We start from the raw sequence: 19,573 nt of genomic DNA, 5'->3' as shown, positions 1-19,573 counted from the left end.
CACCGCGGTCAGGCGTTCCGCCTGGTCCACTCCTCGCGGTGCCGGTCGGCCTCACGTCGTGCCTGCGCCGCCGCCGCGGGGTCCACCGGTTCCGCGAGCAGCCGCTCCAGCGTCCCCCTCATCACGGCGACGAACTCCTGTCCCCGCTCGGTCAGGCACCCGCTGGCCTGGAGCGTGCCGGTGACGAGATGGGCGCCCTCCCGCCAGCGCGCGAACCCCACCTCGGCCCGGAAGCCCTCCTCCCCGCTCTCGAACCGCCGCTGCCGCTGCCAGAACCCTGCCACGCCGAGGTAGGCGTAAGCGCCCTGCAGCAGTCCGTAGACAGGCCGCGGGTCGGGCCGCCAGGGTGCGTAGTGACGCCGACCGTCGTCCGGCAGCGTGAGATCGACCATGTCGGTCAGGGCGGTCAGCTTGGCGTGCTGGACCTCATGGGCGAAGGTCTCCGCGAATCCGAGCCCGTGGCGGGGCTCCGAGAGCGCCATGGTCCCGAACGTCTCCCGGGACGTCGCGCTGTTCTGGCCGCAGGCGGGCGCCTGGATCGGGGTGAGGACGCGGGTCGCCGCGGCGACCTCCTCGGCGACGGTACCGTGGTGGGCCGTCAGGATGCGCCAGGCGTCCCGCAGGCACGACTGCCACCAACCGCGCCGCTCCGCGCTCAGCCTCGGCTCGACGACGTCGGCCACCGCCCACCGGTACGGGTCCAGGTCGTCGACGACCAGGCTGAATCCCGGCCTCACCGCCAGCCGGTGCAGCGCCTGCCAGCCCGGCCCGTCCCGGTGGGGGTCGACCCGGACCGTGAACCGGCCGAAGCGGAGTTCGGCTCCGTCGCCGTCGCCGTCCCCGGTGCCGTCCGGCCGTACGGCGACGTCGGCCACCGCCCCGAGCTCGGCGGGCAGGGTGAGCAGGCCCAGGGACGGCAGCATGACGTCCCCGCCCGCGACGGGCAGCCGGAGCTCGCACGCGGTCCGCGAGCCGATCGCGGCCGAGAGCGCCAGCGCGCCCAGCCTCCCGGGATCCTCCTCACCGGTCCGCCGGCTCAGCGACCGGTAGGTCCGCCACGCCCACGCCCCGGCCGCCGGATGGCGCAGCACCCGCCCGACCCGGTCCGCCGCGCGGTTCTCCATGTCCGACAGGAGCCCGTAGGCCTCGGCCGCCAGCTCGGCACGGGGGTGCCGGGCCGCCGCCGCCTCCTCGACGACCCCGCGCAGCAGTAGCAGGTTCTTCAGGTGCTGCGCCGCCGCCAGTTCGCGTACGGCCGCGGCACCGCCCCCTCCTGCCGCCAGTTCCGCCAGGACCGTCCCGGAGAGCGGCCGGGTGAAGAGTCTCATCGGCTTCCCTTCAGCAGGGCGACGTCCCGGGCGAGGGTGGCGTGGATGTGGGTGATGAGCCGGTAGAGGTCGGGGCAGTAGACCGAGGGCGCCAGGAACCCGGTGCCGGTGTTGTAGCGGTGGGCGTAGAGCCCGCCGCCGCAGACCCGGACGAGGTCGCATTCGAGGCAGGTTCGCGCCAGCGCGAGCTCGCCGATCTGCCGGGCCGCTATCGCCGGGTGGGCGAGCACCTCGTCGAAGGAGTTGCGCAGGACGTGCATGCGGGTCGCGGTGGCTCCGTGATAGCTGGACTTGAGGATGTCCGACTGCTCGATGCTGCCGTCCGTCTCGACGACGGCCATCCGCACCGGTGACAGCCCGACCGTCTCCGTCCGCGAGGGTCGCCCGGTCAGCAGGCGCATGATCTCGGTGAACAGCCGGATCTCCGTCTCCTCGGCGGGGGCGCCGTACCAGCGGTCGAAGATCGGGATCAGCCAGTCGGCGTACGGAGTGGCGATCGACTCCGGGTCGCGGAAGGGCGGCGGCGAGGACCAGTTGCCGTGCGGGAGCAGGAAGTCAACGGCGGGCGGGTCGAAGGCGAGCAGCGCCTCATAGGTGGCCAGGGGGTCGTTCCGGACGTCGATCGTGCAGAGCAGGCCGCTGAAGAGGTGGTGAAAGCGGCCGAAGGCAAGCCTGCGGAGGGAGCGGGAGACCGCCGCGTGGCTCCCCCGCCCGCCGGCGAAGCGCCGGTGGCGGTCCTGGGCCTCCTCGTCACCGTCCAGGCTCACGCCCACACGGACCTCCAGGGCGTCGAACAGCCGCAGGAAGGTCTCGTCGAGCCGGACCCCGTTGGTCTGCACCGCCAGGTGCACCCGCGTCCCGACGTCGGCGGCCGCCGCCCTGATCGCATGCACGGCGTGGGAGATGAACTCCGGTCCCGCCAGGAGCGGCTCCCCGCCGTGGAGGATCACCTCCACCTCGGCGAGGTCGTGGCCCAGCGCGTGCTCGGCGATCCGCCGCGCCACCCGGTCGGCGATCGCCTCCGACATGCGGCGCGGCTGGGCCCTCCACGACTGGTCCGCCATCTCGTACATGTAGCAGTACGCGCAGGCCAGGTCGCAGCGGCTGTGGATCTTCAGGATGAACTGCTGGAAGGCCGACGGCCGCCATCCCGAGGCCAGCAATCCGTCCACGTCGAGCATTGCCGGAAACATGTTTTCGGGTGGCAGATTTTCGGTTTCGGGTTCTTTTGGCAACCGCGGCACACCTCTCTTGCGCCATTTTCTATTTCGCCTGAATTCGTGTCGATAGTCAAGATTCAGACCGGCCGCGTTCGAACCATCACGCACCGTTACGACAACATCCTGCGCCGCCGGGACGGCTCCCCTGTCCTGCGGCTGCATGACGTGGTCTCAACACGGAGGCCGATCAGCGGTGCGCGCGGGGCCGTCGACCCTCGATGCCGGGGAACCGATGGCCGGAGGCCGGCGGCCGGCTCCGTTCCGCCGGCTCGTCCTGAAGATCCACGGCCGCTGCGGGCCTGATCCCGGCTCTCCCGCGGTGCGGTCCCGCGCGCCACGGGATCCACCCGGCCCCGCACGGCACCGCCCCGCGCGGCCCCGGCACGGATTCCAGCACCGATTCCGGCACGGCCCGCTGTGATCCGGTCGCCGGGGTAGGTGGGGGGCATGACCTCTTGCTCACCTGACCAGACCGGTGTCGTCCCCTCGCTGTTCCGCCGCGTGGCGGCGCTGCGCGGCGGCCGCGCGGTCCACACCCGGGGGCGGTTCTTCCGCGCCGCCTTCCGCGTCCTCGACCACGCCGGCCCCCGCCTCGGCGTCCCCGTCCTCGACGAGCCCGGGGAGCGGCAGGCCCTGGTACGGCTCTCCAAGGGGGCCTCCCTGCCCGGCGGCCTGCCCGACGTGCTCGGCCTGGCCGTACGGCTCCCGTGCGAGCAGGCGCCCGGCGGCGTCCTCGACCTGCTGCTGGCCACGAGGGGCCGGCCCCGGTGGCTGCCCTTCCCGAGCACCGGGTTCGGCTCCGGTGTCTTCTCCACGCTGATCCCCTACCGGCACGGGTCCGGGCGGATCCGGTTCCTGGCCGTGACGGCCGACCGCACCCGTGCGCGCTCCGCCGACCCCGGCGCGATCGCCGAGACCGTCGCGGCGGCCCCGCTGGACTTCGTCCTCGGCGTCGAGGGCCGCCGGCGGCCGTTCGCCCGGCTGAGCCTGCACACCGTGCTCCCGGACGAGGAGTTCGCCGCGTTCGACCCGATGCTGAACCGCCACCCGGCGCTGCGCTTCCCCGCCCTGCTCCTGCGGGTGCGCGAGGCGGCCTACGCCGGTTCGCGGCGGGGGCGCGCCCGATCCGGGGAACGGACCGGGGAACGGGCGGGAAAAGCCGCGGAACGGGCCGGGGAACGGGCCGGGGAACGGGCGCGGGAGGCCGGGGCGGAATCCCGCCGGGACCGTTCCGGCCTTACCATTGCCTGACCTCTTGCCCGTCGAGACAAGCGATGGTGGACATGGTTGAGATCGCCGACGGCCTCGTGAAGAACGGGGCCGCGACCGCCTCCGGCGTGGACGAACTGGACCTGCGCCGGCTCCTCGCCGGGCTCACCGCCGTGCGCGACGGCGACTTCGGCACCCGCCTGCCCGGTGAGGGCGACGGACTGCTGCAGGAGATCGCCACGGTCTTCAACGGCATGGTGGACCAGCTGTCGCTGTTCACCTCCGAGGTGACGCGCGTCGCCCGCGAGGTCGGCACCGAGGGGCAGCTCGGCGGCCAGGCCGACGTGCCCGGCGTCTCGGGCACCTGGAAGGACCTCACCGACTCGGTCAACGCCATGGCGGGCAACCTCACCGGTCAGGTGCGCTCCATCGCCCAGGTCACCACCGCGGTGGCCAAGGGCGACCTCTCGCAGAAGATCACCGTGGACGCCCGCGGCGAGATCCTGGAGCTGAAGAACACCATCAACACCATGGTCGACCAGCTCTCCTCCTTCGCCGACGAGGTCACCCGGGTGGCCCGCGAGGTCGGCACCGAGGGCAACCTCGGCGGCCAGGCCGACGTCAAGGGCGTCTCCGGCACCTGGCGCGACCTCACCGACTCGGTGAACTACATGGCGGGCAACCTCACCGACCAGGTCCGCAACATCTCGCAGGTGGCCACGGCCGTGGCCCGCGGCGACCTCTCCCAGCGGATCACGGTCTCGGCGCGCGGCGAGATCCTGGAGCTGAAGAACACCATCAACACCATGGTCGACCAGCTCTCCTCCTTCGCCGACGAGGTCACCCGGGTGGCCCGCGAGGTCGGCACCGAGGGCCGGCTGGGCGGCCAGGCCGACGTCAAGGGCGTCTCCGGCACCTGGAAGGCGCTCACCGAGTCGGTGAACGTGATGGCCGACAACCTCACGGCCCAGGTCCGCAGCATCGCCGAGGTGACCACGGCGGTGGCCAAGGGCGACCTGTCGCAGAAGATCCGGGTGGACGCCCGCGGCGAGATCCTGGAGCTGAAGGAGACCATCAACACGATGGTCGACCAGCTCTCGGCCTTCGCCGACGAGGTCACCCGGGTGGCCCGCGAGGTCGGCACCGAGGGCAACCTCGGCGGCCAGGCGACCGTCCGCGGGGTCTCCGGCACCTGGAAGGACCTCACCGACAACGTCAACGTCATGGCCTCCAACCTGACCAGCCAGGTGCGCTCCATCGCCCAGGTGGCCACGGCGGTGGCCCGCGGCGACCTCTCGCAGAAGATCACCGTCGAGGCCAAGGGCGAGGTCGCCGCGCTGGCGCAGACCATCAACACGATGGTCGACACGCTGTCCGCCTTCGCCGACGAGGTCACCCGGGTGGCCCGCGAGGTCGGCACCGAGGGGCAGCTCGGCGGCCAGGCCCGCGTGCCCAACGTGGCCGGCACCTGGAAGGACCTCACCGACAACGTCAACTCGATGGCCGACAACCTGACCAGCCAGGTGCGCTCCATCGCCCAGGTCACCACCGCGGTCGCGCAGGGCGACCTGAACAAGAAGATCGACGTGGACGCCCGCGGCGAGATCCTGGCGCTGAAGACGACGATCAACACCATGGTCGACCAGCTCTCGTCCTTCGCCGCGGAGGTCACCCGGGTGGCCCGGGAGGTCGGCAGCGAGGGCCGGCTGGGCGGCCAGGCCGAGGTCGAGGGCGTCTCGGGCACCTGGAAGCGGCTGACGGAGAACGTCAACGAGCTGGCCGGCAACCTGACCCGCCAGGTCCGCGCGATCGCCGAGGTGACCAGCGCCGTGACCTCGGGCGACCTGACCCGCTCGATCACCGTCGACGCCGAGGGCGAGCTCGCCGACCTCAAGGACAACATCAACTCGATGGTGAAGTCCCTGCGCGAGACCACCCTGGCCAACCAGGAGCAGGACTGGCTCAAGTCCAACCTGGCGCGCATCTCCGGCCTGATGCAGGGCCACCGGGACCTGGCCGTCGTGGCCGAACTGGTGATGAACGAGCTGGCCCCGCTGGTCTCCGCCCAGTACGGCACGTTCCTGCTGGCCGAGGAGGGCCCGGCCGGGCCCGAGCTGCAGGTGGTCGGGACCTACGGCCACCGGGAGACCGCCCGCCGCCACGGCTTCGGCGACTCGCTGGTCGGGCAGGCCGCGCTCGCCCGGCGCCCCATCCTCGCCGAGGACGTCGCCGGCGGGTACGTCACCGTCTCCTCCAGCCTGGGGGCGGCCGCGCCGGTCAACCTGATCGTGCTGCCGATCGTCTTCGAGGACCAGGTGCTCGGCGTGATCGAGCTGGCCAGCCTCAACCGCTTCACCCAGGTGCACCGGGCCTTCCTGGAGATGCTGGTGGAGACCATCGGCGTCAACGTCAACACCATCGTCGCCAACGCCCGCACCGACGCCCTGCTGACCGAGTCGCAGCGGCTGGCCACCGAGCTCCAGGTCCGCCAGGAGGAGCTGCAGAGCTCCAACGCCGAGCTGGAGGACAAGGCGGAGCTGCTGGCCCGGCAGAACCACGACATCGAGACGAAGAACCGGGAGATCGAGCAGGCGCGCCAGGAGCTGGAGGACCGCGCCCAGCAGCTCGCCCTGGCCTCCAAGTACAAGAGCGAGTTCCTGGCCAACATGAGCCACGAGCTGCGCACCCCGCTCAACTCGCTGCTCATCCTGGCCCAGCTGCTGGCCCAGAACCCGACCCGCAACCTCACCGCCAAGCAGGTCGAGTACGCCAACGTCATCCACTCCGCCGGCACCGACCTGCTCCAGCTGATCAACGACATCCTCGACCTGTCCAAGATCGAGGCGGGGAAGATGAACCTCAGCCTGGAGCCGCTGCCGCTGCGGCAGCTCCTGGACTACGTCGAGGCGACCTTCCGCCCGCTGACCACGGAGAAGGGCCTCAGGTTCGACGTCACCGTCGACCCCGAGGTGCCCGCGGAGCTGCTCGTGGACGAGCAGCGCCTGCGCCAGGTCCTGCGCAACCTGCTGTCCAACGCGGTGAAGTTCACCGAGGAGGGCTCGGTGGGCCTGCGCATCGAGCGCGCCGCCGGGATGGAGCCGCCGGGCTCGGAGGGCCAGGAGGTCCTCGTCTTCCACGTGGTGGACACCGGCATCGGCATCGCCGAGGAGAACCTCTCGCAGATCTTCGACGCGTTCCAGCAGGCCGACGGGACCACCAGTCGCCGGTACGGCGGGACCGGGCTGGGGCTGTCCATCAGCCGGGAGATCGCCGCGCTGTTCAACGGCGAGATCCGCGCGGTCAGCTCCGTCGGCAAGGGCAGCACCTTCAGCCTGTACCTGCCGCTTCCGGAGAGCGGGACCGCCGCGGCGGGCCGTCCCGGCTCCGACGGCGCCGCGGTGTCGCCGGGCGTCCCGGCGGCTCCGGCTCTGATCGCCGGCCCGGAGGCCGAGCGGCCGGGCGGCGGGGACGTGCGCCGCCTGCTCGTCGTGGAGTCCCGCGTCAACGGCCTGCTGTCCCAGCTGGCCGAGAGCGTGGTGGCGGACCTGCCCGAGACGCACGGGCAGGTCCGCGTGTCCACCACGGACGACCCGGCCACCGCCCTGGCCGCGCTGGCCCGGGAGGACCACCACTGCATCGTGCTCGACCTGGGCATGCGGCAGGACGCCGCGGCGGAGTTCCTGCGCGGGCTCGACCGGAGCCCGGCGCTGCGCGGGGTGCCGGTGCTCGCCCACCACAGCCGCACGCTCTCCCGCCCGCAGGAGGACCTGCTCCAGGGGCGTTCGGCCACCCAGCCGCTGGAGCGCCTGCCCAGTCTCGACGAGCTGCGCGAGCGCATCACCCTGCACCTGTCGGCGCGGCAGCCCGGGGACGTGCTCCCCCTGGTCCAGTCCAGCCCGGACGTCCGGCCCCAGGAGGCCGGCGAGCCGGACACGGCCCTGTCGACCCGCAAGGTCCTGGTCGTCGACGACGACGTCCGCAACGTGTTCGCGCTGACCAACATCCTGGAGCTGCACGGCATGCAGGTGCTCTACGCCGAGAACGGGCGCAAGGGCATCGAGGTGCTGTCCCGCAACGAGGACGTCGACCTGGTGCTGATGGACATCATGATGCCGGAGATGGACGGGTACGCGGCCACCGCCGCCATCCGGAAGATGCCGCGCTTCGCGGAGCTGCCGATCATCGCGGTCACCGCCAAGGCGATGCAGGGCGACCGGGAGAAGGCGCTGGCGGCGGGGGCGACCGACTACGTCACCAAGCCGGTCGACGCCGAGGACCTGCTCACGCGGATGCAGCGATGGGTCGGGGTGTGAGCCGTCCGACGGGTGAACGGGGCCGGACCCTCGCGGAGGTCGCCGCCGTCTTCCTGAAGCTGGGGGTGATCGGGTTCGGCGGGCCGGCCGCGCACATCGCGATGATGCGCGAGGAGCTGGTACGGCGGCGCGGCTGGGTCTCCGACGAGCGCTTCGTCGACCTGATGGGCGCGACCAACCTCATCCCGGGCCCGAACTCCACCGAGCTGGCCATCCATCTCGGCCACGAGCGGGCCCGCGGCAGGGGGCTGGTCGTGGCCGGGGTCTGCTTCATCCTCCCGGCGTTCGCCGTCGTGCTCGCCCTGGCCTGGGCCTACGTCCGGCACGGGCAGGCCCCGGCGGCCGAGGGGCTGCTCTACGGGATCAAGCCGGTGGTCGTGGCGATCGTGGTGTGGGCCCTGGCCGGCCTGCTGCGGACCGCGGTCAAGGGGCCGCTGACGGCGGTCGTCGCCGCGGCGGCGTTCGCCGCCTACCTGCTCGGGGTCGACGAGCTGCTCGTGCTGGCGGCCGGCGGGCTGCTCGTCACGGCCGTGCGCACCCTGCCGGCCCGGCCGCCGGGCGGGGGGACCGGCGGGCTCGGCGGGATCGCCCTGCTGCCCGCCGGGCCGTACCTCCCCGACCCGACCGGCGGTCAGCTCGCGCAGCTCTTCCTGACCTTCCTGAAGATCGGCTCGGTGCTGTACGGCAGCGGCTACGTGCTGCTGGCCTTCCTGGAGGGCGACTTCGCCGAGCGGCTCGGGTGGATCACCCGGACCCAGCTGCTCGACGCCGTCTCCATCGGGCAGGTCACCCCCGGGCCGGTCTTCACCACCGCGACCTTCCTCGGGTACGTGATCGCCGGGCTGCCCGGCGCGGTCCTGGCGACCGTCGGGATCTTCGCGCCCTCGTTCGCCTTCGTCGCCCTGCTGACCCGGATCGTCGACCGCATCCGCGACCGGGTCTGGTCCTCGGCGTTCCTGGACGGGGTCAACGCCACGGCGCTGGCCCTCATGGCGGGGGTCACGGTCGAGCTGGCGGGCGAGGCGTTCGTCGACCCGCTCACCGTCGGCCTGGCCGGGGCGGCCCTGCTCCTGCAGTGGCGCACCAGGCTCAACACCGCCTGGTTCATCGCCGCCGCCGCCGCGGTCGGCCTCGTCCGGGCGCTCGTCACGGGATGACGCCGCGGCGCGGTCGGCGACCGCGCGGGGGTCCGGCGCCCGAAGATCTTCATCCTCCGGGCGGCGCCCGGTACGATCGCCTTCCATCCGTCGTTCCCGAAGGAGCCCGATTCCGTGGTCGAGCCGTCCCGCGTTCCCACCGGTGTCGACCCCGGCGTGCCGAGCGCCGCCCGGGTCTACAACTACCTGCTGGACGGCAAGGACCACTTCGAGATCGACCGGAACGTGGCCGCCCGCCTGCTGGCGGTCGCCCCCGACAGCAGGCTCCTGGCCCAGGCGCAGCGGCGCTTCATCGCCGGCGCCGTCCGCCTCATGGCCGCGCAGGGGATCCGGCAGTTCCTCGACCTGGGGGCGGGCATCCCCGCCTCCCCCAGCGTGCACGAGATCGCCCGGGAGACGCATCCCGACGCCCGCGTCGCCTACGTCGACCACGACCCGGTGGTCACCCTGCACAACGAGGTGATCCTCGCCGTGGAGGACGGCCTGGTCAGCGTGGAGGCCGACGTCCGCGACCCGGAGAGCGTGCTCGGCGACCCGCGGATCACCGGCCTCATCGACTTCTCCCGGCCCGTCGGCGTCCTGCTGGTCGGAGTGGTGCACTTCATCGCCGAGGAGGAGGACGCGCCCGGCGTCGTCCGGGCCTTCCGCGACCGCATGGCGCCGGGCAGCCATCTGCTGCTCTCCGCGGGAACGGCCGAGAGCACGCCGGAGGCGATCGAGCAGCTGAAGGCCGCCACCGCGGGCTCACCCGCGCAGCCGACCTTCCGCACGCACGAGCAGGTGCTGGCCCTGTTCGAGGGGTTCGACCTGGTCGAGCCCGGTCTGGTGCCCGTGCAGCACTGGCGTCCCGAGTTCGACGAGCCCGACACGGGGCTGCGCATCGTGGGCGGGCTCGGCCGCAAGCCCTGAGGCCGCGGCCCCGGGGCGGAGCGCGAGGTCGCCGACCGCGTCCGGGCGCCGCGGCGACGGGGCCGGAACCTGCGCGGCGCACTCACAGGTCCCGCCACAGGCGGCCCTCGGCGGCGAGCGGGTCGCGGGCCAGACAGCCGGGGTCGTCGAAGATCCGGACCGCTCCGCCGGGCCCGCCGTACGGTGGCCAGCCGGGATCACCGGTGGCCGCGAACCCCGTCCAGGCCGTGTGCATGGCGCGGGCCAGGTCGGCCGGGGGCCGGGGGCCGCACACCCGGTCCACCCCCTCCGCGCCCAGGTCGTCGAAGGCGAACGGCAGCTCGACGCAGTGGCCGGCTCCCACGACGCCGCCGCGCACCGGCGAGCGCCAGCGGAACTCGTAGGCGTGGACGGACCGCCCGGCGGCCGCGCAGGCCCGGACCAGGCGCAGGGCCGGCACCCGGAAGAGCCGGTCGGTCAGGATCTGCCCGAGCACCTCCGGGCCGGCGGGCAGCCGCTCCTCGTAGAACCGCCGCGCCTCGGGCCCGGCGCCGAGCGCGCGCAGGGCGTCGCCGTACTCCCGTTCGCCGGGCGGGGCGGACCGCGAGCGCACCAGCGCGTTGAACTCCTCCCGGGTGGTGCCGACGAGCAGCGCGGCCGGGTGGGCCGAGCCGTCCTGGATCATGGCGTACGGGCTGCGCGCCACGACCTCGCCGTCGTTGACCGGGTTGAAGCCCGTGGGGCCCGGCCCGAAGACCGCGCCGAGGGGCCCGGGGTCCGGTTCGCCCGAGCCGAGCGAGCCGTACGCCGCGACCAGCTCCGCCGGGGTGAACGCCGCGAACGCCTCCCGTACGGGCGGCACGCCCAGGCGGCGGGCGAGCGCGCGGGCCGCCTCCCGGGCGGGTCCGGCCGGTTCCCAGGTCACCGATCCGCCGCTCATGTCGATCACGCGGTGCAGGAGCCCGGCGGCGGCGGGCGCCGCGAGCAGGGTCACGCTCGCCTGGCCGCCGGCGGACTGCCCGCCGACGGTCACGTTGCCGGGATCGCCGCCGAAGGCCGCGATGTTGTCGCGGACCCAGGTGAGCGCCCGGATCCAGTCGAGCACGCCGAGGTTGGCCGGGGCGTCGTCCAGGGGCAGGAACCCCTCCACGCCCAGGCGGTAGTTGATCGCGACGAACACCACCCCCGCGCGGGCGAAGGAGGCGCCGCGGCACCACGGGCCGGTGTTGCCGCCCGTGGCGAAGGCCCCGCCGTGGATCCACACCAGCACCGGCAGCCCGGCGGCGCCCGGGTCGGGCGTGCGGACGTTGAGGTTGAGGAAGCCGTCGCCCGCGACGAGCGGCTCGGGCACGTCCCCGGCGCCGCCCCGCGGCTGGGGCGCGGTGGGCCCGTGGCTGCGGCAGCACCGCACCCCGTCCCAGCGCGGCGGCGGGACCGGGGCTGCGAAGCGCAGCGCGCCGACGGGGGGCGCGGCGTAGGGCACGCCGAGGAACTCGGCCACCCCGCCGCTCCAGCGCCCGCGCACCCGTCCGCTCGTGGTCACCGCCTGGGGGTCCATGTAGCGCTGTCTACCCGCCCGGCGGGCGGCGGATCAGGCCGGCGCGGTGACGGGTTCCTCCCCCGTGAGGGGCGCGGAGGGCACGCGCTCCTCCCGGGGGAACGGCCGGCGGCCCGGCAGCGCGACCGGGACGGCCGTGCCGGTCCGGTGGGCGGCGGCCTTGCGCTCGATCAGGTCCAGGACGGGGTCCCGCAGGTCCACGTGGCCGAACCCGCCGAAGGCGGGGAAGGAGTTGGTCTCCAGGATGACCGGGCCGTCGCGTCCGCGCAGCAGGTCGGCGCTCATCAGGTCGAGCCCCGCCGCGCGGGCCGTGCGCTCCACGACGGACACCTCGTCGGCGGTGAGGGCGGCCGGGCGGCACACGTCCCCCGGCCCGTTGGACCGGAAGTCGCCCGGCCGGCCCGTCTGCTCGACCGCGGCGACGAACCGGCCGCCGACGACGACCACCCGGTGGTTGCGCCCGGCCGCCTCGGCGACGAACCGCTGGACGAGCAGCGGCCTCCCCCGGCCCCGGATCGACTCCGCCTTGGCGATCAGCTCGTCCTCCCCGCGCGCGAGGGCGACCTCCGCGCCGCGCGCTCCGTCCGGCTGCTTGAGCACGACGGGGTAGCCGTAGGTCCGGGCGAAGATCCTGAGCTCGCGGTCGCCCGGGCAGAAGGCGGTGGCGGGCGTCGGGACGCCGTACGCGGCCAGACGCACGTGCGTGGCGAACTTGTCGGCCGACCGCAGCACGGCGGCGGTGGAGTTCAGGTGCGCGATCCGGTCCTCCACCGCGCCGAGGACGGTGAGCCCCGGCAGGGCGTCGGTGGACATCTGGTGGATGATCCCGTCCACCGCGAGCGGGAGCCCGTCGGCGCAGAGCCTCGGTCCCCGCTCGTCGAGGGCCACGCTCAGTTCGCTCCAGGAGACGACGAGCGGCAGGTGCCCGCGCCGCCGCGCCCCCTCTTCCAGATACGTGATGTCATCATTCGCGGGACCGTCGCCAATTATGATCAACAATCGGAGCCCCGAACCGTTCACTCCGTTTTTCATACTCTATGTACTGCCCTGATTACATAGAGTCACTCATTGTCTGATATGAACGCTTCTCTCCCGCGGAAAACCGGTTGACGGGCTGCTTAGCCTGAACGGGCCCTTCACCGCCCGTGGTGACCGGCCGTCAACCGAGACCCGTGAGGAGCGTGCCGCCTGACGATGTCCCCCGAACCTCCGGATACCGTCGCCACCGAGCCGGAACGAGCGACCCGGCGACCACGACCCCGCAGCCGGCCTCTGGCCGGGATGCGCTCGCTGTGGCGGATGAAGACCTACCTCCGCCCCTACTCCACCCGCCTGGCCGTCATCTGGGCGGCCTCCTTCCTGGGAACCGGGATCGGGATCGTCATCCCGCTCGTCGGCCGGGAGGTCGTCGACGGCCCCGTCGCCCGGGGCGACACGGCGGGCCTGCTCCCCCTGGCGCTGCTCGCCCTGGCGCTGGGCGCGGTCGAGGCGCTGCTCGTCCTGGTGCGCCGCCGGCTGCTGGCCGACGCCGTCATCGGCCTGGAGACCCGGATCCGCGACGACCTCTACCGGCACCTGCAGCGGCTGCCGATGGCCTTCCACAACGCCTGGCAGTCCGGCCAGCTGCTGTCGCGCGCGACGACGGACCTGTCGACGATCCGGCGGTTCCTCGGCTTCGGCATGCTCTTCCTCGTGCTGATCACCGTGCAGATCCTCACGGTGACCGTCCTGCTGCTGCAGATGCACTGGCCGCTCGGCCTGCTGGTCGCCGCGTCGGCGGTCCCGGTGGTGGTCACCTCGCTGCGCTTCGAGCGCCGCTACATCGACGTCTCGCGCCGGGTGCAGGACCAGCAGGGCGACCTGGCCACCGTCGTCGAGGAGTCGGCGGCCGGCATCCGCACGATCAAGGCCTTCGGCCGCGGCCGGCACGTCTACGACGCCTTCGACGCCGGGGCCCGCGAGGTCTACCGCACCGCGATGGAGAAGGTGCGGCTCTCGGCCAGGTTCTTCACCTTCCTGGAGGTGATCCCGAACGTCACGCTGGCCGCCGTACTGCTGCTCGGCGCGCTGGCGGTGGGCTCGGGCACGCTGTCGCTGGGCACGCTGGTGGCCTTCACCACGCTCATGCTCCAGCTGGTCTGGCCCATCTCGGCCCTCGGCTTCATCCTGGCGATGGCGCAGGAGGCGATGACCGCGGCGGACCGGGTGATGGAGGTGATGGACGTCGAGCCCACCATCGTCGGAGGCGCCCGGACGGTCGGGCGGCCGAGCGGGCACCTGCGCTTCGAGGGCGCGGAGTTCCGCTTCCCCGGCGCCGCGGAGCCGGTGCTGCGCGACGTCTGGCTGGAGGTTCGGCCGGGCGAGACGGTCGCGGTCGTGGGCGCGACGGGTTCGGGCAAGACCACGCTGACCGCCCTGGTCCCCCGGCTGCACGACGTCACCGCGGGCCGGGTCACGATCGACGGCCACGACGTGCGCGACCTGTCGCTGCCCGCGCTGCGCTCGATGGTCGCCACGGCCTTCGAGGAGCCGACCCTGTTCTCCATGAGCGTCAGGGAGAACCTCACGCTGGGCCGGCCGGACGCCGCCGAGGAGGAGATCGAGGCGGCGCTGCGGGTCGCCCAGGCGGAGTTCGTGCACCGGCTGCCGTGGGGGCTGGAGACCCGGATCGGCGAGCAGGGCATGTCCCTGTCCGGCGGCCAGCGCCAGCGCCTGGCGCTGGCCCGCGCGGTCCTGTCCCGGCCCAGGGTCCTGGTGCTGGACGACACCCTCTCGGCGCTCGACGTCGAGACCGAGGCCCTGGTGGAGGAGGCCCTGCGGCACGTTCTGCGGGACACCACGGGGATCGTGGTCGCGCACCGCGCCTCCACCGTGCTGATCGCCGACCGGGTCGCCCTGCTGTCCGGCGGCACGATCGCGCACGTCGGCCGCCACCAGGAGCTGATGGCGAGCGTGCCGGAGTACCGCGCGCTGCTCTCCGCCGGTCTGGAGGAGGACCCGGACGACCGCGGCGGCCTGGATGACGACTTCGACGACGACGTGGACGCAGAGGGGGCACTGCGGTGAGCGGACAGGACACGGCGGATCCGGCAGGCACGGCGGACCCGGCCCGCGCGACGGACCCGGCCCGCGCGACGAGTACGGCGGGCACCGCGGGCACCGCGGGCATGGTGCGGGACTGGCGCGGCGTCGCCGCGGAGGACCGGGACGAGATCCCGGAGCAGGTGTCGCTCCTGCTGCGGGACCGCTCCCGGCGGCTGCTGGGCGACCTGCTCCGGCCGTACCGCAGGCGGATCGCGGTGCTGGTCGCGCTCATCGTGGTCAGCAACGTGGCCGCGCTCGCCATCCCCTACCTCGTCAAGGTGGGCATCGACGCCGGCATCCCGCCCATGGCCGCGGGCGAGGGGCCGGCCGCGCTGGTGACGGTCGTGGCGGCGCTGCTGACCGCGGCGGTCGTGCAGGCGGCGACCCGGCGGGCGTTCCTCGGGATGTCCGGCCGGATCGGCCAGCGCATCATCCTGGAACTGCGGCGGCGGGTCTTCCGCCACTTCCAGCGGCTGTCGCTGTCGTTCCACGACGACTACACCTCCGGGCGGGTGGTGTCCCGGCTGACCTCCGACATCGACGCCATCTCCGAGATGCTGCAGTCGGGCTTCGACGGCCTCGTCACGGCCGTGCTGACCCTCGTCGGCACCGCGGCCGTGCTGCTCTTCCTGGACGTGCGCCTCGGACTGGTCGCCCTCCTCCCGCTGCCGGTCCTGCTGCTGTTCACCCGCTGGTTCCGGCGGCAGTCGAGCCTCGCCTACCGCCGGACCCGGGAGACCGTGGCGCTGGTGATCGTCCACTTCGTGGAGTCGATGACCGGAATCCGGGCGGTCCAGGCGTTCCGCGGCGAGCCGCGCAACCAGGAGATCTTCTCCCGGCTCAACGCCGACTACCGGGACGCCAACGTGCGGAGCATGCACCTGATCGCGGTCTTCATGCCCGGCGTCAAGCTCATCGGGAACGTGACGACCGCCGCCGTGCTCTTCTACGGCGGCCTGCTGGCCTCCGGCGGCTCGGTGACGGTGGGCGTGCTCGCCGCGTTCCTGCTCTACCTGCGCCAGTTCTACGAGCCGATGCAGGAGATCAGCCAGTTCTACAACACCTTCCAGTCGGCCGGGGCGGCGCTGGAGAAGCTCTCCGGCGTGCTGGAGGAGCGGCCCGCGGTGGCCGAGCCGCGCGAGCCGGTCCCGCTGGAGCGTCCGGCGGGCGCGATCCGGTTCGAGGGGGTGGAGTTCTCCTACCGGGACGGCACCCCGGTACTGTCCCGGATGGACCTGGAGATCCCGGCGGGCCAGGTCGTGGCGCTGGTCGGCGCGACCGGGGCCGGCAAGACCACGCTGGCCAAGCTGGTCGCCCGGTTCTACGACCCGGTCGCCGGCCGCGTGCTGCTCGACGGGGTCGACCTGCGCGACCTCGGCGAGGACGCGCTGCGCGCCGCGGTGGTCGTGGTGACGCAGGAGAACTTCCTGTTCAGCGGCACGGTCGCGGACAACGTCCGGTTCGGCCGGCCGGACGCCGCCATGGACGAGGTCGTCGAGGCGGCCCGCTCCGTCGGCGCCCACGACTTCATCGCGGCGCTCCCGCAGGGCTACGACACGCCCGTCGGCAAGCAGGGCGGGCGGCTGTCGGCGGGGCAGCGGCAACTGGTGGCGTTCGCCCGCGCCTTCCTCGCCGATCCCGCCGTGCTGGTCCTGGACGAGGCGACCTCCAGCCTGGACGTCCCCGGCGAGCGGCTGGTGCAGCGGGCCATGCGGACGATCCTGTCGGGCCGGACCGCCCTGGTCATCGCCCACCGGCTCTCGACCGTCGAGACCGCCGACCGGGTCCTCGTGATGGACGGCGGGACGATCGTGGAGGACGGCCCGCCGGAGGCGCTCATCGCGCGGGCCGGCCGCTTCGCCGGGCTGCACCGGGCCTGGCTGGACAGCATCTCGGACCTGCCGCGCCCGTCCGGCTGAGGGCGCCGTCCCGCTGAGCGCGCCGTCCCACTGGAACCGGGACGGCGCGCTCCCCGCCGCGGCGGCCTGCTCGAACGATCGTGCCGCGCCGCTCAGCCGCGCAGTCGCGCGTTGAGCCGTGCGGCCTGCCGCGTGAGGTGGTCGCGTTCGGGGAGGCTGGGCGCCGACCGGGCGGCTTCGGCGTACAGCCGCGCCGCCGTCGCCGGGTCGCCGTCGCGCTCGTGGAGGTACGCCGCGACGGCGGCGTGGCGGGGCAGAGCGGGATCGAGCCCTGCCAGGGCGGCCAGGCCGGCCCGCGGGCCGTCGGCCGCACCGACCGCGACGGCCCGGTTGAGGCGGACCACCGGACTGCCGGTGAGACGCACCAGTTCGTCGTACCACTCGACGATCTGCACCCAGTCGGTCTCCTCGGCCGTCCGGGCGTCGGCGTGCAGCGCGGCGACGGCGGCCTGGGCCTGGAACTCGCCCAGGCGGTCGCGGGCCAGAGCCGTCTGGAGCACGTCGACGCCCTCGGCGATCAGGCGGGTGTCCCACCGGCCGCGGTCCTGCTCGGCGAGAGGCACGAGCCTGCCGTCGGGGCCGGTCCGTGCCGGACGCCGCGCGTGGTGGAGCAGCATGAGCGCGAGCAGCCCCGCCACCTCGGGGTGGTCGATCGCGGCCGCGAGCCGCCGGGTGAGCCGGATCGCCTCGGCGGCGAGGTCGACGTCGCCGGAGTAGCCCTCGTTGAAGACCAGGTAGAGCACGCGCAGCACCGTGGCCACGTCACCGGGCCGGTCGAACCGGACATCCGAGACGGTCCGCTTGGCCCGGCTGATGCGCTGGGCCATGGTCGCCTCCGGCACGAGGTAGGCCTGCGCGATCTGGCGCGTGGTCAGGCCGCCGACCGCGCGCAGGGTGAGCGCGACGGCCGAGGCCGGCGTCAGGGACGGGTGCGCGCACAGGAAGTACAGCCGGAGCGTGTCGTCCGTCGCCCGAACCGGGCCGGGAACGGGCTCGTGCTCGACGCGTACCTCCCGGTGCCGCCGGGAGGCGTCGGCGCGGGCGGCGTCGAGGAACCTGTGCCAGGCCACGGTGACCAGCCAGCCCCTGGGGTCGCGCGGCGGGTCGGCCTGCCACGTGCGCACGGCCTCGGTCAGGGCGTCCTGCACGGCGTCCTCGGCCGCCGCGAAGTCGGCTCCGCGGCGGACGAGGATCCCGATCACCGCGGGGGTGAGGGTCCGGAGCAGGGCCTCGTCCACCGTGCGTCACTCCGTGATGGTCGGGGGCGCGGCCAGGAACGGGCGCACCTCGAGCCACTCGTGGATCGGCTTCCCGCCCGCCCCCGGAGCCGCGGACAGCTCGCCGGCCAGTTCGAGCGCCCGCTCGTAGGTCTCGACGTCGATCACCATCCAGCCGGCGATCAGGTCCTTGGTCTCGGCGAACGGGCCGTCGGTGACCGGCGGCCGTCCCTCGCCGTCGTAGCGGACGAACGTGCCCTCCGGGGAGAGCGCCTGGCCGCCGACGAACTCGCCGGTGGCCTCCAGCCGGGCGGCGAAGTCGTGCATGTACCGCAGGTGGGCCGAGATCTCCTCCGGCGTCCACTGGTCCATCGGCACGTCGTTGACCGGAGCCGGGGCGCCGCGGTAGTGCTTGAGCAACAGGTACTTGGCCATCGTGTTCTCCTTGGTGCCGGTGCGGCCCGTTGTGGCCGTGTTCACTGCGGGGACGGAGCCGCGCTCGGATTCTCGACATCCCACCGCGATGTTTTCCCGGCGGATTCCGATGACACCACCGCATCCGGCAAGATGATCACATGGCGGTGGACGACGGCAAGCGGTGGAACCACGACATCCACTACCGCCCCCGCATCCTGCACGTGATTCCCGACGGCGCCCGGCGTGCCTACGGCTGCCCTGTACGGCCCCTCACCCCCGCCGCAGGGCGGGCAGCAGCTCCTTCTCCGACCACTCGATGAACGCGCGCTGGTGCTCGGCGCCGATCTGGACCAGCGCGACGTGGGTGAACCCGGCGTCGGTGTAGGCGCGAACGGCCTCGACGACCGCCTCCACGTCGGCGCCGCACGGGATCTTCTCCGCGACGTCCTCCGGGCGCACGGTCGCGGCGGCGGCGGCGAAGTTGACCGGCGCGGGCAGCTCGGCCATGACCTTCCAGCCGGGCAGGGCCCAGCGCCAGAGCCGGTGCGCGCGCTCCACCGCCGCGTCGCGGTCGGGGTCGTAGCTGATCGCCAGCTGGCCGTAGACCGGCCTGCCCTGGCCGCGCGAGTCGTTGAACCAGCGCACCAGGTCGGTGTCCGGGTCCACCGCGACGAGCGCGTCGCCGTACCGGGCGGCGATGTCCCCGGACTGCGTGCCGGAGGCGGCGATGGCGAGCGGTACCGGCTGCTCGGGCAGGTCGAACAGCTTGGCCGAGTCGACGTCGAAGTACTCGCCCCGGTAGGTGAAGTAGCCGCCCTCGAAGAGGCCCTTGATGATCTCGATGGCCTCCCGGAACATCTCGTGCCGGGTGTTGACGGGCGGCCAGCCCTGGCCGATCACGTGCTCGTTGAGGTTCTCCCCCGCGCCCAGCCCGAGCGTGAACCGGCCGCCGGACAGCACCCCCACCGTGGCCGCCTTCTGCGCCACCACCGCCGGGTGGTAGCGCATGATCGGGCAGGTCACGTAGGTCATCAGCGGCAGGTTCTCCGTGGCGTACGCCGCCGCGCCGAGCACCGACCAGGCGTACGGCGAGTGCCCCATCTCCTCCAGCCACGGGAAGTAGTGGTCGGAGGCGACCGCGTAGTCGAACCCGGCCCGCTCGGCCGCGACCACGTCGTCCACCAGCTGCCGGGCGGGCGTCTGCTCGCCCATCATCGTGTATCCGATTCGCGTCATGCCCGGCTCCTACCCGCCCCTCCCCCC

13 protein-coding genes are annotated in these 19,573 nt (G+C 73.4%); 6 read left to right on the top strand and 7 right to left on the bottom strand.

The annotated features are described in order from the left end of the window. Positions 1 to 8: 8 nt before the first annotated feature. Together HS045_RS32255 and HS045_RS32250 are read right to left on the bottom strand one after the other, a co-directional pair. A complete protein-coding gene (locus HS045_RS32255) occupies positions 9 to 1,328 on the bottom strand; it encodes an HEXXH motif domain-containing protein (RefSeq protein WP_196455411.1) in 1,320 nt (439 codons plus the stop codon). Further along, positions 1,325 to 2,509 carry an FxsB family cyclophane-forming radical SAM/SPASM peptide maturase gene (locus HS045_RS32250; protein WP_230885204.1) on the bottom strand — a complete coding sequence of 395 codons (1,185 nt, stop codon included), beginning with the start codon at positions 2,507 to 2,509 and terminating at the stop codon, positions 1,325 to 1,327. The genes HS045_RS32255 and HS045_RS32250 overlap by 4 nt, the downstream gene beginning before the upstream one ends. Before the next feature lie 486 nt (positions 2,510 to 2,995). Here HS045_RS32250 and HS045_RS32245 point away from each other — a divergent pair, with 486 nt between their 5' ends. The 4 genes from HS045_RS32245 to HS045_RS32230 all read left to right on the top strand — a co-directional run bounded on the left by HS045_RS32245 (position 2,996) and on the right by HS045_RS32230 (position 10,136). Further along, the gene (locus HS045_RS32245) at positions 2,996 to 3,799 is read left to right on the top strand and encodes a hypothetical protein (RefSeq protein ID WP_196455409.1); all 804 of its coding nucleotides are present in this window, start codon (positions 2,996 to 2,998) and stop codon (positions 3,797 to 3,799) included. Positions 3,800 to 3,831: 32 nt separating this feature from the next. After that, the gene (locus tag HS045_RS32240; protein ID WP_230885221.1) at positions 3,832 to 8,070 is read left to right on the top strand and encodes a HAMP domain-containing protein; all 4,239 of its coding nucleotides are present in this window, start codon (positions 3,832 to 3,834) and stop codon (positions 8,068 to 8,070) included. After that, positions 8,067 to 9,227: a chromate efflux transporter gene (chrA, locus tag HS045_RS32235; protein WP_196455408.1), complete on the top strand. Its 1,161-nt coding sequence runs from the start codon at positions 8,067 to 8,069 to the stop codon at positions 9,225 to 9,227. Before HS045_RS32240 ends, chrA begins: the two co-directional genes overlap by 4 nt. A 114-nt stretch (positions 9,228 to 9,341) precedes the next feature. Then, positions 9,342 to 10,136, top strand: a complete 795-nt coding sequence (locus HS045_RS32230; protein WP_196455407.1) for an SAM-dependent methyltransferase — start codon at positions 9,342 to 9,344, stop codon at positions 10,134 to 10,136. Positions 10,137 to 10,218: 82 nt separating this feature from the next. On the opposite strand, the gene HS045_RS32225 is transcribed toward HS045_RS32230, so the two are convergent. Both HS045_RS32225 and HS045_RS32220 read right to left on the bottom strand, forming a co-directional pair. After that, positions 10,219 to 11,673, bottom strand: a complete 1,455-nt coding sequence (locus HS045_RS32225) for a carboxylesterase/lipase family protein (protein WP_196455406.1) — start codon at positions 11,671 to 11,673, stop codon at positions 10,219 to 10,221. A gap of 33 nt (positions 11,674 to 11,706) precedes the next feature. Continuing rightward, positions 11,707 to 12,693 (bottom strand): RimK family alpha-L-glutamate ligase, encoded by a 987-nt coding sequence (locus HS045_RS32220; protein WP_196455405.1) that lies wholly within the window; start codon positions 12,691 to 12,693, stop codon positions 11,707 to 11,709. Positions 12,694 to 12,972: 279 nt separating this feature from the next. Here HS045_RS32220 and HS045_RS32215 point away from each other — a divergent pair, with 279 nt between their 5' ends. Next, positions 12,973 to 14,739, top strand: a complete 1,767-nt coding sequence (locus HS045_RS32215; RefSeq protein WP_196455404.1) for an ABC transporter ATP-binding protein — start codon at positions 12,973 to 12,975, stop codon at positions 14,737 to 14,739. Next, positions 14,736 to 16,676, top strand: a complete 1,941-nt coding sequence (locus HS045_RS32210; RefSeq protein ID WP_307827821.1) for an ABC transporter ATP-binding protein — start codon at positions 14,736 to 14,738, stop codon at positions 16,674 to 16,676. Before HS045_RS32215 ends, HS045_RS32210 begins: the two co-directional genes overlap by 4 nt. A 92-nt stretch (positions 16,677 to 16,768) precedes the next feature. Here the strand turns inward: HS045_RS32210 and HS045_RS32205 are convergent, their stop codons facing one another. The 3 genes from HS045_RS32205 to HS045_RS32195 all read right to left on the bottom strand — a co-directional run bounded on the left by HS045_RS32205 (position 16,769) and on the right by HS045_RS32195 (position 19,546). Next, positions 16,769 to 17,914, bottom strand: a complete 1,146-nt coding sequence (locus HS045_RS32205; RefSeq protein ID WP_196455403.1) for an RNA polymerase sigma factor — start codon at positions 17,912 to 17,914, stop codon at positions 16,769 to 16,771. Positions 17,915 to 17,920: 6 nt separating this feature from the next. Then, the gene (locus tag HS045_RS32200; protein ID WP_196455472.1) at positions 17,921 to 18,328 is read right to left on the bottom strand and encodes a YciI family protein; all 408 of its coding nucleotides are present in this window, start codon (positions 18,326 to 18,328) and stop codon (positions 17,921 to 17,923) included. 252 nt (positions 18,329 to 18,580) lie between these two features. Continuing rightward, positions 18,581 to 19,546: a TIGR03557 family F420-dependent LLM class oxidoreductase gene (locus tag HS045_RS32195; RefSeq protein WP_196455402.1), complete on the bottom strand. Its 966-nt coding sequence runs from the start codon at positions 19,544 to 19,546 to the stop codon at positions 18,581 to 18,583. Positions 19,547 to 19,573 lie beyond the last annotated feature (27 nt).

The organism is Planomonospora sp. ID82291 (genome assembly GCF_015711645.1).
In the GTDB taxonomy this organism is placed as follows: Bacteria; Actinomycetota; Actinomycetes; order Streptosporangiales; family Streptosporangiaceae; genus Planomonospora.
This window is presented reverse-complemented; position numbering and strand designations above follow the sequence as displayed.

Coding starts and splice junctions, on each gene's coding strand:
- HS045_RS32225 (WP_196455406.1), bottom strand. CDS start 11,673: ATGGACCCCCAGGCGGTGACCACGAGCGGACGGGTGCGCGGGCGCTGG.
- HS045_RS32245 (WP_196455409.1), top strand. CDS start 2,996: ATGACCTCTTGCTCACCTGACCAGACCGGTGTCGTCCCCTCGCTGTTC.
- HS045_RS32250 (WP_230885204.1), bottom strand. CDS start 2,509: ATGCTCGACGTGGACGGATTGCTGGCCTCGGGATGGCGGCCGTCGGCC.
- HS045_RS32215 (WP_196455404.1), top strand. CDS start 12,973: ATGAAGACCTACCTCCGCCCCTACTCCACCCGCCTGGCCGTCATCTGG.
- HS045_RS32255 (WP_196455411.1), bottom strand. CDS start 1,328: ATGAGACTCTTCACCCGGCCGCTCTCCGGGACGGTCCTGGCGGAACTG.
- HS045_RS32200 (WP_196455472.1), bottom strand. CDS start 18,328: ATGGCCAAGTACCTGTTGCTCAAGCACTACCGCGGCGCCCCGGCTCCG.
- HS045_RS32240 (WP_230885221.1), top strand. CDS start 3,832: ATGGTTGAGATCGCCGACGGCCTCGTGAAGAACGGGGCCGCGACCGCC.
- HS045_RS32195 (WP_196455402.1), bottom strand. CDS start 19,546: ATGACGCGAATCGGATACACGATGATGGGCGAGCAGACGCCCGCCCGG.